Annotated in this window: 13 protein-coding genes; 7 read left to right on the forward strand and 6 right to left on the reverse strand. The window is 38.3% G+C overall.

Annotated features, from left to right (window positions below; all coding sequences use genetic code 11):
* Complete coding sequence (gene rlmN, locus BC659_RS10490) at positions 1 to 1,044, reverse strand: dual-specificity RNA methyltransferase RlmN (RefSeq protein ID WP_133474709.1); 1,044 nt, start codon at positions 1,042 to 1,044, stop codon at positions 1 to 3.
* A 162-nt stretch (positions 1,045 to 1,206) separates the two neighbouring features.
* Here rlmN and BC659_RS10495 point away from each other — a divergent pair, with 162 nt between their 5' ends.
* Complete coding sequence (locus BC659_RS10495; protein WP_246027122.1) at positions 1,207 to 2,412, forward strand: thiolase family protein; 1,206 nt, start codon at positions 1,207 to 1,209, stop codon at positions 2,410 to 2,412.
* Between the two features lie 70 nt (positions 2,413 to 2,482).
* On the opposite strand, the gene BC659_RS10500 is transcribed toward BC659_RS10495, so the two are convergent.
* Positions 2,483 to 3,235, reverse strand: coding sequence for a LytR/AlgR family response regulator transcription factor (locus tag BC659_RS10500; protein ID WP_133474710.1), 753 nt, complete (start codon positions 3,233 to 3,235; stop codon positions 2,483 to 2,485).
* A gap of 148 nt (positions 3,236 to 3,383) precedes the next feature.
* Between BC659_RS10500 and BC659_RS10505 the strand changes: the two genes are divergently transcribed.
* The 3 genes from BC659_RS10505 (at position 3,384) to BC659_RS10515 (ending at position 6,087) form a co-directional block, all read left to right on the forward strand.
* On the forward strand, positions 3,384 to 4,277 hold the full coding sequence (locus BC659_RS10505) for a hypothetical protein (RefSeq protein ID WP_133474711.1): 894 nt from the start codon (positions 3,384 to 3,386) through the stop codon (positions 4,275 to 4,277).
* A gap of 12 nt (positions 4,278 to 4,289) precedes the next feature.
* On the forward strand, positions 4,290 to 4,910 hold the full coding sequence (locus tag BC659_RS10510; protein WP_133474712.1) for a hypothetical protein: 621 nt from the start codon (positions 4,290 to 4,292) through the stop codon (positions 4,908 to 4,910).
* A 118-nt stretch (positions 4,911 to 5,028) separates the two neighbouring features.
* Positions 5,029 to 6,087 carry a hypothetical protein gene (locus tag BC659_RS10515; RefSeq protein WP_133474713.1) on the forward strand — a complete coding sequence of 353 codons (1,059 nt, stop codon included), beginning with the start codon at positions 5,029 to 5,031 and terminating at the stop codon, positions 6,085 to 6,087.
* Here the strand turns inward: BC659_RS10515 and BC659_RS10520 are convergent, their stop codons facing one another.
* Complete coding sequence (locus tag BC659_RS10520; protein WP_133474714.1) at positions 6,088 to 7,950, reverse strand: histidine kinase; 1,863 nt, start codon at positions 7,948 to 7,950, stop codon at positions 6,088 to 6,090.
* 485 nt (positions 7,951 to 8,435) lie between these two features.
* On the opposite strand from BC659_RS10520, the gene BC659_RS10525 reads away from it, so the two are divergent.
* Entirely contained in the window at positions 8,436 to 8,828 is a 393-nt protein-coding gene (locus BC659_RS10525; protein WP_133474715.1) for a hypothetical protein, read from the forward strand.
* A gap of 84 nt (positions 8,829 to 8,912) precedes the next feature.
* On the opposite strand, the gene BC659_RS10530 is transcribed toward BC659_RS10525, so the two are convergent.
* The 3 genes from BC659_RS10530 to BC659_RS10540 form a co-directional block, all read right to left on the reverse strand.
* A complete protein-coding gene (locus BC659_RS10530; RefSeq protein ID WP_133474716.1) occupies positions 8,913 to 9,416 on the reverse strand; it encodes a hypothetical protein in 504 nt (167 codons plus the stop codon).
* 131 nt (positions 9,417 to 9,547) lie between these two features.
* Positions 9,548 to 10,918, reverse strand: a complete 1,371-nt coding sequence (gene hisS, locus BC659_RS10535; protein ID WP_133474717.1) for a histidine--tRNA ligase — start codon at positions 10,916 to 10,918, stop codon at positions 9,548 to 9,550.
* Positions 10,919 to 10,966: 48 nt separating this feature from the next.
* Positions 10,967 to 11,431: a low molecular weight protein-tyrosine-phosphatase gene (locus BC659_RS10540; protein ID WP_133474718.1), complete on the reverse strand. Its 465-nt coding sequence runs from the start codon at positions 11,429 to 11,431 to the stop codon at positions 10,967 to 10,969.
* Positions 11,432 to 11,689: 258 nt separating this feature from the next.
* Between BC659_RS10540 and BC659_RS10545 the strand changes: the two genes are divergently transcribed.
* Positions 11,690 to 11,923 carry a hypothetical protein gene (locus tag BC659_RS10545; protein WP_133474719.1) on the forward strand — a complete coding sequence of 78 codons (234 nt, stop codon included), beginning with the start codon at positions 11,690 to 11,692 and terminating at the stop codon, positions 11,921 to 11,923.
* 1 nt (position 11,924) lies between these two features.
* Positions 11,925 to 12,848 carry a PstS family phosphate ABC transporter substrate-binding protein gene (locus tag BC659_RS10550; protein WP_162847407.1) on the forward strand — a complete coding sequence of 308 codons (924 nt, stop codon included), beginning with the start codon at positions 11,925 to 11,927 and terminating at the stop codon, positions 12,846 to 12,848.
* Positions 12,849 to 12,859 lie beyond the last annotated feature (11 nt).

The raw sequence follows: 12,859 nt of genomic DNA on the forward strand, positions 1-12,859 counted from the left end.
TTATCCTTTATTCGCCAATTGTCCGCAGGCGGCATCTATATCTTTTCCACGGCTTCTTCTTAATCTTGCGTTAACACGGTTTGATTCGAGAAACTGCATAAAGTTTTGAATGCCTTCTTCATCTGGTTTGGTGAACCGGAAAGCGTCTATCGGGTTGTATTCTATAATGTTCACTAAGTCTGCAGGTACCTGGCGATAAATTTTTATCAGTTCCTCAGCATCTTTTTGTGAATCATTGAAATTCTTGAAGAGTATATATTCAAATGTAATTTCGTTACCCGTTTGTTTGTAGAAATAATTCAGGGCATCGATGAGTACTTTGATATTATTGGTTTCATTGATCGGCATAATTTCATTACGCTTCACATCATTGGCTGCATGTAAAGAGAGTGCCAACTTAAAACGAACCTGGTCATCACCCAGTTTGCGGATGGCTTTGGCTACCCCAGCGGTAGAAACAGTAATTCTTCTCGGACTCATAAACAAGCCATCTTCAGCTGAAATGCGTTCAATGGCTTTCATTACATTGCCGTAGTTGAGCAGGGGCTCGCCCATACCCATAAAAACAATATTGGATAATTTCTTCTGAAATTTTTCTTCACTTTCCTTGTTGATCAATACTACCTGATCATAAATCTCATCGAAAGTGAGGTTGCGTTTGCGATCCATATACCCGGTTGCGCAGAACTTGCAGCTGAGGCTGCAACCTATCTGAGAAGAAACACAGGCGGTTTTTCTTTCGTCGGTAGGAATCAATACGCCTTCTACAAGGTGATTGTCATGGGTACGGAAACGGCTTTTAATGGTACCATCTTCACTATATTGAACTGCATCAACCCGTAAAGCCGGTAAACTGAAGCTCTGGGCAAGTCTCGCACGAAGGTCCTTACTCAGGTTGGTCATATCCTCAAAACTATGGGCATGCTTTTGCCATAACCACTCATGCACCTGTTTTACCCTGAATTTTTTCTCCCCAATGCCATTGAAATAATCTTCCAAGTCATTGATACTCAGGTGCCTGATATTTGGTAATTCCGTATTCATCCTGCAAAGATACCCAAGAAACAGAGAAATAAGGAATAAGAAATAAGGAACAGAAAAAGTAAAAGTAAATGATAGATCAGGCGTATACAGCTTGCATAAGCCATATTTCACTTCCTCATTCCTTATTCCTTATTTCCTATTCCGCTATCTTGCGCATCAATTATGAATACTATGAATGCTTGTTATGTTATAGATGCGGTTCGTACACCGATTGGACGATATGGCGGGAAATTGAGCTCCATTCGTCCGGATGATCTTTTGGCACATGTAATTACGGCATTATTACAACGAAATAATACGATTGATCCCTCAGCTTTTGAAGATGTAATTGCAGGTGCGGCCAATCAGGCGGGTGAAGATAACAGGGATGTGGCAAGAATGGCCGCCTTACTCGCCGGGCTGCCGGTAACCGTAGGTGGTAATACAGTAAATCGTTTGTGCGCCAGCGGATTGCAGGCGGTGATGGATGCATCACGTGCTATTATGTGCGGTGAAGGTATGTTATACATTGCTGGTGGTGTAGAAAGCATGACGCGTGCACCTTTTGTAACGGCTAAAGCAGAAGGGGCTTTTAGCAGGAAAGTAGAAACGTTTGATACGACTATTGGTTGGCGCTTTATAAATAAGAAACTGGCATCCATGTACCATCCTTATAGTATGGGAGAGACAGCAGAGAATGTTGCCAGAGACTGGAAGCTGACGCGTGATGAACAGGATGCATTTGCATTATCATCGCAGCAAAAATATTTTGCAGCACTGGCAGCCGGTAAATGGGAAGATGAAATAGTAGCAGTTGAAATGATTAATGACAGGTTGATTTCCTGGTTCAATCAGGATGAACATCCGAGAGAAACATCTATTGAAAAACTCACAGCATTAAAACCGGCTTTTGCCAAAGACGGTACAGTTACAGCCGGCAATTCATCGGGTATTAATGATGGGGCCGCAGCCATGATACTGGCCAGTGAAGAAGCGGTAAAACTTTTTAACCTGCAACCCATAGCCAGGGTGGTAAGTATGGGTGTGGCTGGTGTTGACCCGGCTATTATGGGAATAGGACCGGTACCGGCTTCTCAAAAAGCATTGATAAGAGCAGGGTTATCTGTAAAAGATCTTGATCTGATTGAGTTGAATGAAGCTTTTGCTTCACAAAGTCTGGCATGTATGAAAGACCTTGAGCTCGATCCACAAAAAGTAAATGTAAACGGAGGTTCTATTGCCATCGGGCACCCATTGGGTTGTAGCGGTGTGCGTATTTCAACGACGCTACTGCATGAAATGAATCGCCGGAAATCTAAGTATGGTCTGGCTACTATGTGTGTGGGCGTTGGACAGGGAGCAGCGTTAGTGTATGAAGGACTGGGTTAAACTGATACCTGGTCTACTATAGTAGAAGAAGGGATACTGCTGGAAAATAGTGAGTGATGAAATCTTATTGCTATAAATTCTTTCTTTCCAGAATACTTATGATTGTCTCTTTTTTTCGCTGAGATACAGGAACTGTTATTCCTCCATCTAAAATTAATGAGCCACCTTCAGATTTATCATACATATTGATTTTATCGGGGTTAACCAGATAGGAATGATGTGTCCTTAAAAAACCAAGTGGTTCCAGTAGGTTTTCATACTCTTTCAGGTTTTTTGAAACGAGTATATCCTTTTGATTTTGAAGATAGAAGCGTGTGTAAGTGCCATCTGCCATGCAGTATAATATGTCGCTTACTTTTACAAAGTAGATATTATCAATATCCCTTAGTACGATACGTTTATCTCTGTCTGTTTTACCTGATAGTTGTTGTAAAAGAACATCAATCTGATCACTCAATAGTTTCGTTTTAATATTTGCTGAAGCTTTTTCTAAGCTAATCTTAAGGTTGTCTGGATCAACAGGTTTTAGTAAATAGTCAATTGCACTGAATTTAAAGGCGTCAATTGCGTATTGATCATGGGCGGTTACAAATATTAACTGGAATTGAGGATTGGCTATTTTCTTCATTAGATCAAATCCACTTCCATCTTCCATTTCTATATCCAGAAAAACAATATCAGGGTTGGCATCTTGTATTTGCTGGATACCCTCTTTTACACCTGATGCCTCAATAATGCTGGTAAAGCTAAAGCCGGTAAGTTTTATAAGCTCTTTTAAGGTATTCCTGAGAGATATTTCGTTATCGATGAGTAATATGGTCATACTTCAATATGAGCAACAAAACTATTTATTAATCACTTATCTATCAAGTTTCTGCATTTAATAATTAAGTGCTTGCATGAGTTAATAGTCAAAAGATACGAGTAATTAACGGAATATTTTTACTTCAGTTAATTGATTACTAAGACCTATGAAGCTTACAACATTTCTTTTCTCTTTTGCGTTCCTCCTTGTTATCGAAATTTCGGCACAAAGATCAACATATACACGTGATGGGGCTCAGGCAACCTTGAAGTATGTCGATATCTTATTTAAGGATCCTTTCATTTTCAAAAACGGCAAATTGAATGTGCCTGGCGACAAGGCAGAAGATAAATCAGTAGTGTCAGAGGCTCTTATGAAGAGTGACCAGGTAATCAAAGAATATGAGCAGAAAATAGAAGCATTTATTCAATCAAAGCCTACCGCAATTATTACCAAGTCGGCATATAATGATGTCACAAGCCAGATGATAGGTTTAAAGAGTGCAATTGCGAAAGCCGAAGATGGCTACAAAAACTGGCGTTCATTGAGTACGGTTTCTTTTTTGCAGGATCTATATCTGTATAAGGCATTTATTATTTCGGCAATGAAAGTATATCCTGAAGCATTGTCATTAGAGGATAAGTTGGAAGAGGTAAAATCTGCTATCGAAAAATATGGCAGCAGAGAAGCTTATATGTTAAAGATTGAAAAGAATCAGGCTGAATACGTAAAAAATCTACGGATGAAAAAGGCAGTTTTTACAGATGCTGCTTTGGAAGCCAGTGTGAAGAAGCAATATGAATCTATCTGGGAATCAGAGAGATTACTTGTAACCAAAGTTCATATTACAAGTCTCTGGACGCTTGAAAAAAATGCTTTGGATATTCCTTTACACAAAGAAGTGGAAGTAAATATTGCAATTAAAAAAGCAGATGGAACCTGTGCAATTGCCAGTGGCTATGCAAGATCTACATATGAGGGAGGCGGAAAATACAGTGCGCCTTTGTTAATTATGCCAACACATCCAATAGCACTTGATTGTGCAAATCTGAATAAATAAAGAACTTGAGAAATGAGAAAAACAGCTTTTCTGGTTTTAGCGCTATGTTGTCTGCTAACCAAAGCATTTGCACAAACCAGGGGTGGCAATCCGAAATTTGATTCAAATGCAAATCCTTATATAAAGATACTTCAGGATACGGCAGTTGGAAAAAGAACAGCGAAGTTCCTGATGAATTTTGTACAGCCAGAAGTATTACGTGACTACTTTACATCATCCCCCTGTTCTGAATATACCCAATTGAGTGATACCCGTATCAATCAGTTTACTGAGTTTGTTGCACAGTTTATGTCTGGGAGAACAGACGTAAAACAAATGACTAAAGCCGAGAATGATTTTAAAAAAAAGGGGGTTTCATCTCAAGCAACAGATATTGACTACCATATCAACTTTATTGAACAGCAGGGTACATTTGCAACTGATGCTACTGCCCCTATCGAAAATCTGATTTGTAGGGCAAGAGGTAGTATTCAGGCCATAAAAAGTACCATTAGCTATCTGGAAGCTATCAGAAAGGTCTTTCCCTCGGTTGAAGGCGTGGATGAAGTGATTCAGAAAGCGAAGCAAGTACTACTCTCATATCCCGATAATAAATCTTTGGTAGCATTGATTAAAAAGAATCGAAATCAGTAAACCAAGACCTTGGTGAAACGGAAGACCTGCAGTATAGGTATTTCATTATCTATTCTTTCACGTTGTTAAGCCAGCTAAGCATATAAATATTTAGGCAAAAAACAATAAAATTCTCTGCATGAAAAGAATACATGTAAACCTGATCATTAGCACAATAACCGCTTTGTTACTTTCAGCCTGTAGTAGTAAAAATGAAGTGCAGCCAGCATTGAAGAAACGATACATTTTATCGAATGAGTATAATAGCACAAACAATAACGCCTCAATAAAGTATTTTGTGAATGATGTGCCTGCAACTTTAGGTGATGCATCAACTTCCAAAATTTATGGAGAAGATCTGGAAGTGGTAGGAACAGATGTATATGTTTTAGCCAGCAAACAACCTATTTCAGGTGGAGCGTATGCGGCTGTTATCTATAAAAATGGTGTAGAATTGCAAACTGTTCCATTGGCAAGTGGGATCTATTACAATTGTCTTGCAGTAAGTGGCAATGATATCTATATGGTAGGAACCGATTTCCCTTCCGGGGGTGTCCCCAAGATTATACAGTGGAAGAATGGTACCGTAACATCTATTACCACAAATACAGGGGCTTCTGCAACTGAAGCCAGACCTTATGATTTAATAATTGAAGGAGGCAATGTTTACATAGCGGGATTTGAAACAGCAACTGGTAGCCCTTATAACCGTCTTCCGAAGTATTGGAAAAACGGAGTTGCAGTTACACTAAGTTCAGGGGCAGGGTCTTATTCTGCTGTACACAGAATTCTTGTATCAGGCAATGATATTTTTTGCGCCGGCGATTCGGAAGGGAAACCTGTATATTGGAAAAATGGAGCGATCAATAGTCTCGGTACATCGAACGGATGGTGTTATGGTATAGCTGTTAGTGGTGCTGATGTATATACTGCTGGTGCTGTATCTACAGGTTCAAATATTTACAATGCAGTTAGTTGGAAAAATGGAATACCTACAATGCTGAGTAATATTACAGCTCAGGGCACTGTGAGTGTATATGGTATTGGTGTAGATGGTAATGATGTATACGTAATTGGAAGTGTCCCTGATCCTGCCAATAATGGAGCCAAATCTGTTTTTTGGAAAAATGGTATATTGACAGAATTACCCACAGTAACGGGTAATAATGGTTATGCATACAGACTTGTAATTAAATAATTACAAGTCTGTATGGTTGCTGAATATAGCGGGTAATCTGATAGACACAATTACTTCATTTTTCGATCCTTCGGTAATGCTAAAACCGGCATTGGATTGTAAAGCCAGATTCAATAAATAGATTCGATCCTTCACTATTTGACTCGCTCTTGAAATGTGAGAAGATTTGTGATGGCCGACTTCTTTCTTAAGTCCTCTTCCATTATCGGTAATCTGGATCACTAATTCATTATTCAGTTGCTTAAATTCAACATGAATATGACCAGTATAATTAATATTGATAAACCCATGCTCAATACTGTTTTCAATCATTGGTTGTAATATCATAGAGGGCATATACTGCTCATTTATTTCTAAATTCTCATCTGTATAAATGGTATATGTGAACCTTTCTGGAAATCGGAGTAGTTGTAAATCAAGATATTGTTTTAAGAAATCTATTTCCTGTTCTATTGTTATATAATCCTTGTAACTATTTTCAAGGGTGTTCCGCATTAAAGATGATAGTTTTACAAGATTCGAAATAATAAAAGAGCTTTCCTTTTTTTCAAGTAGTAAACCCTGAATAGAAGCCAGCGCATTAAAAAAGAAATGCGGATTCATGCGTGCCCGATTTAATCTTTGTTCGGTTTCTAATACTTTCTGTTTGTGTTTTAGTGATTGTTGACGGAGAAAGAAACCAATTACACCAATGGCCAGTAAAGCTATAAGGGCCAGCAGTAAATAAATTTTCTTTTGTAACGACAGCTCTTGAATTGTTTTTTCATTTTTAGCCTGTGTGTATTTTTTTTCCAACTCATTGATAGTAGCCGTTTTCTCCATTGTATAGATACTGTCTCTTATATATATCATTTCTTCCTGTGCCTCAGATGATCTTTTGAAATCTTTTAATGCCTTAGAACTCCTAAAAATGGTATTCAAGGGTTGTATAGCCAGTTGCTTATTAAAAAGAATTGCATAGCGATAAGCAGAATCTGCCATATTTCTGGCATCCTTATAATTATTAAGCTGGAAGAATATTTCGCTTTTAGAACTATAGGCGTTTAATAAATGCCGGTAAAAATCGAAGACTCCTTTCGGACTTGCTATAATGGCGCTGTCAGCATAAGATACTGCTATATCGAATTCTCGCCTTGTAATATGATATTGACTAATCTTATTATAAGCATCTGAAAGTTCTAATAAGTTGGCAGGCTTATTCCTTGAAATTGATATACATTCCAAAGCAAGCAAGTAGCTGCTGTCGAGATAGCTTTTCAATTTTGTTTGCTGGTATGATTCGAAATAGCTTTCAGATGCCCTTGTTAGTACAGCAGCAAGTATAATGCTGTCTTTAGATAATTTAGCAGCGGAAAGTGCTTTTCGACTGTATAATAAATACTGCCTGAATTGCTGTTCCTGTTGAAATATAGAAGCAAGGTTAATACTGGCGCGGGCTGCCGCATACCAATCTTTTTCTTCTTCAGCCAATGTTAATGCTTTAATTGTTACTAACGAAACACTATCTCTGAAGCCAGCCTCCTGGTAATAGCGTGCCAGTGTATTATAAAATCGAATACGTAATTTTTTACAGTTTAATACATCCTGAATAGCCTCTTCTTGCAGAAAATAATTTCTTGCCTCTGAAAATTTTTTCTTGGCAACTGCGATCTGACCAAGACCGTCCAGAAAAACAATTTTACAGGCTTTATTGGTTGACGATTTTAGTTTGTTAAGCACAAATGCAGCAGAATCAAGTTTTCCGGAATTATAATATTTGCCAATCATTTGCCTAAGCGTATCTGCTGGCTTACAGTTACACTCTTCCTGACCTTTGCAAATTGAAATGACACCTAAAAAAAGTAAGCAGAATATGAAACGCATTTTGTATTGCTTTTCGTCATTATTAATACAGGAAATATAATCTATTTTGCTGCTATATAATATTGGATAATTGAAAATTGACCAAGACTTTATTACAGATTTTCGATTGTTTGGTAAGGGTATGCGGTTATTAAAATAATACCCGCATTTGTTTATTTGTGATGTTTATTTAATTGTTGTGCCCTTTATGCTTGTATGATTTATTGAGGATAAAAGTGCCATAATAATTTCCCTTACTAGAACTATCCTGTTTTTGGATGTTCTGAAATGTAATTGTATAGGAATGATTATCTTAAAAAGGTAAAATGCATCCTGTAATGTTTTTTTTACAAGTAAAACGGGGGAAATTGTATAAAACACCCAGTTAGGTAGTTTTGAAAACCAAACATTTGTATAAATCTATTTCGGTATCATATATTTCTTATATTTATTTTGTAACTTTTCAGTTCTAAACCCGTTACGCTAATAACTAAAACCTGATACACATGAAAAAATTAATGATGCTTTGCCTGCTGCTGGGTGCAGTTGCTTTTGTACAAGCACAAACCAAAGACAGTACACTGAATGATTTTGTAGGAAAATATAAATTTCCGGAAGGAAGTATTGTTACGGAAGTAGTGGTTAGTATGGAAGGAGAAGGACTGATAATGGGGTCCAGTGTTGGTAATTCAACCCTGGTTAAGGCAGGCGAGGATTTATTTACCATAACAGCTTATGATGGAACAGCACAGTTTAAAAGAGATGCAAACAAAAAAGTAATCGGTGTAAATATCAATGCAGGCGGCTATGTACTGGAAGGTACAAAATCAGATGGTATTGCATTGAATCATGCTGCTGCTATGTTGCTAAAACGACAACTATACGCACTTAGAAAGTAAAATATGTTTATCATACAAAAAAGGGCTCTGCTAAGAGCCCTTTTTTGTAACTGCGCTATTACAGATTTTACATCTGTTGGTTTACTATTTATAATAAGTTTCATCCAGATAAAACAGTCCATCTTCTTTTTGCCAGTACCAGAATTTTTTCCTGTATACCACATATTTACCCCTGGCTGTAGTTTTAATATAATTGTCGGGTACAAAAAGAATACGTGGAGGTACTATTTTATATCGATATATCAGATTCGTACGTTGATTGGGTGTAAATGCCCTGCTTAGTATTTTGTAATCGGCTTTAGCGGCAATTTCTTCCGGAAGTTTTTCTTTGGGTGTAATCACATTACCCATACCATCAATGACCACCATGGGTAATAGCGTTTCAGTAGCTGTTTTTTTGGTATCGGTTTTCTCTTCCTTCTCTTTGGTTTCGGGAATATTGATGGTCTCTTTTATTTTATTGTCAGCATCTTTAATAACAGGTTTGTTGGTAGTGCCAACATGGGTTGTTTTCGCAGGTAGATTTTTTCTTCCGCAACTCATTATGAGCAGCGCAAAAGCAGCTAGTATCCATATTGGCTGTTTCATAATAATGTCATTTTGGGGTATAACATGCCAATATTGTGCCAGAATGGCTAATAGCCTATGGCTTATCGCTGATAGCGTATAGAAATACTGATAACACGATAAGCTATAAGCCATCAGCTATCTGCCATTCACTATACCCCCATATAGCTAAGGAGAGCAGATTGTGCTATTTCTTCCTGGGTTCCTTTGGTGAGATCTTTAACAATGCAGGTGCCCTGCTCCATTTCTTTTGAACCAATGATCACTGCATAGGGAATATTTTTCTTTTCAGCATATTTGAACTGCTTATCAAATTTGCTTTGTTCATGAAATAATTCTGCAGCGATATTATTTTTTCTGAGCGTTTGTAATAAATGAAAAGCATTTTTGCTTTCCGCTTCTCCCAGATTAAAGAACAATACTTTGGTGCCAATTTGTACAGTGTCGGGAAAAACCTGTAAGTCTTCCATCACATCATAAATACGGTCTACACCAAAACTAATACCTACACCCGGTACATTGGGTACGCCGAATAAACCGGTAAGATCATCGTAACGGCCACCACCACCAATACTGCCCATCTGTACGCCTAATGCTTTTACTTCGAAGATGATGCCGGTATAGTAATTCAAACCGCGGGCAAGTGTAAAGTCGGTTACCAGATGGTTAGGACTATTGCTTATATCGCAGTTTGTTAAAACATATTGTATTTCTTCCAGTCCTTTTTTACCCGATTCATTATTACCCAGTAAAGTAGCAAGCTGAGAAATTTTTTCTTCATTGTTTCCGCTGATGGTTAAGTATTTTTCTATGATGGTAACCTGCTGATTATTCAGACCACGTTGGGAGAGTTCTTCTTTTACTTTGTCAATCCCAATTTTATCGAGTTTATCGATGGCAACAGTGATATCGGTCATTTTATCTGCACCTCCGCAAACTTCAGCGAGTGCGGCCAGAATTTTCCGGCTGTTGATCCGTATTTCAACAGGTACTTTCAGTTGTTCAAAAACAGAAGCGTATATATGTGCCAGTTCCACTTCATTTAACAGGCTATTGCTTCCTACCACATCTGCATCGCACTGGTAAAATTCACGATAGCGTCCTTTCTGCGGACGATCGGCGCGCCATACCGGTTGTAACTGGTATCTTTTAAAAGGCATGGTCAGCTGGCCGTAGTTCATGGCTACATAACGTGCAAAAGGAATGGTAAGGTCGTAACGAAGGGCTCTTTCTGTAATGCCTTTATTGTTTTTTCCTTCAAGGATTTTTTCAAAATCGGCTTTTGCCTGTTCATGTTTGGCTGGATTATCCAGCCCGTTATTCAGAATTTTGAAAATCAGTTTATCACCTTCTTCGCCGTATTTCCCCATTAAAGTATCCAGGTTCTCCATGGCGGGGGTTTCCAATGGCTGAAAACCATACAATTCAAATACCGATCTGATGGTTTGAAAAATATGGTTGCGTTTACGTACTACTGCCGCACTGAAATCTCTTGTTCCCTGAGGTAAACCTGGTTTGCTCATATCAATTTTTTGTTGTATCTTTTTGTTTCAATTATCTATCTGGTTTTGTTATTCTCCAGACAAGCCATATTTCTTAATAATGTTGTCGCAAGCTTCTGATAAAAGTTCGAATACATGGTGGTAGTCTTTCTCAGTTCCATACCATGGATCGGGGACTTCATTTTCAGACCCATCTGTTTCATCCAATATTAGCTGAGTCTTTGTTTCATCCCATGATGGGCCGCTCATTCTTTTTACATCATTGTAATTGGCATGGTCCATTACATATATCAGGTCGAAATCATGCATATCTGAAGCCCTGAACTGACGACATTTTTGTTTACTGATATCTATTCCGTTCAGTTTTGCCACTTTCTGTGAAAGAATATGCGGAGGCTCTCCGATATGATAGTTTCCGGTACCTGCACTATCTACTTTCCAGTGTAATCCTGCCTGTAAAGCTTTATGCTGTAAAATGCCTTCTGCAAGCGGGCTCCGGCAAATATTACCCAGGCACACCATCAATACTTTCATGCTGGCAAAGATAATGGTCAGTTGTCAGAAAGCCTTGAGCGGCATCCGTAAACGTATTCTATGCATTACGCATGATAAAAAAAACTATAAACCTTATAACCATAAATCTTTCGGTTTAACAATCTGCGGTATGGAAAGATAAAATGGGTGCATCTCACTATGAAATCAGGAATATTTTATTGTAAAATGAACACTTGATTTAGAGGACTAAATAAAATTATTAACTAAATTGCCCACCCCGGGTACAAAAAAAGCTATATGGAACTTGATTTTAGAGAGAAACAAAGGAAGAGTTACAGGACGATGAGGATGATTTATGATCTCTCTATGGCTGTATTTATTCTGGGAATGGCTTTTGTTTTATTACTGGCTGAGCAGTTGAAAATAGAACAAATTATGATGTTGGATCCTATGTACAGATACCTGATGGGCTCTGTGTCTGTATTATATGGTGCTTTCAGGTTGTATAGGGGAATTAAGCGGGATTATTAAGATGCGAAAATTTATTATTTATACGATTGGAGTGGTTTTGTATTCCTGGTCTGTTTCCTGTAACAATCCCGAAAAGGTAAAGATTGCAACGGATACACCTACCCAGGGCACGATCAGAATCAGTGTGGATGAGAGTTTTAAGCCTGTTATTGAGGAACAACTGCGGGTACATAAATCTTCTTTTCCTCAAACCAATATCATCGTTTCGTATAAACCCGAATCAGATTGTTTCCGGGATCTGCAAAACGATAGTACCAGGATGGTCATTGTGGCACGTGGATTAAATAAACAGGAAGCATCGTTCTTTGAGAATCAATTGTCTTACTCCCCACAATATGGTGTACTTGCTTATGATGCAGTAGCCGTTATTGTGAACAGGCAATCACCCGACAGCATTTTCACCCTGAGCAAATTACGCAGTATCCTGACTGGTAAGGATAAAATTACCGCTGTAATGGATGGTAACAAAGCCACCAGTACAGTAAGGTATTTAAAAGACAGTATCCTGAAAGATGCGGTTTTTGGTGCCAATGTAGTAGCAGCCGCAGACAGCCGGAATGTGCTGGATATTGTTGCTTCCAGAAAAGATGTGGTTGGGTTTGTGGGAATCAGCTGGATTTCGGACAGTTATGACCCGGTTCAACTGGATTACCTGAAAAAAATAAGACTTGGCCTGGTAGAATGTGTTAAATGTGAGGAAAAAGATATATTCGCAAAGCCCTCACAGGCAACTATTTCATATGGACAGTATCCTTTGGCACGTCCATTGTATTATGTATTAAAAGAGAATGCAACCGGACTCGGAACAGGCTTTATGAATTTCATGAGTCTGGAAAGGGGGCAGTTGATTTTCCGGAGAGCATTTCTGGTTCCCGCAAAAATGGGATTCGGGAAGCGAAGCGGAAGTATAAAAGAAGCAGATTAACACAACAACTA

This window comes from Sediminibacterium goheungense, assembly GCF_004361915.1.
Lineage (GTDB): Bacteria > Bacteroidota > Bacteroidia > Chitinophagales > Chitinophagaceae > Sediminibacterium > Sediminibacterium goheungense.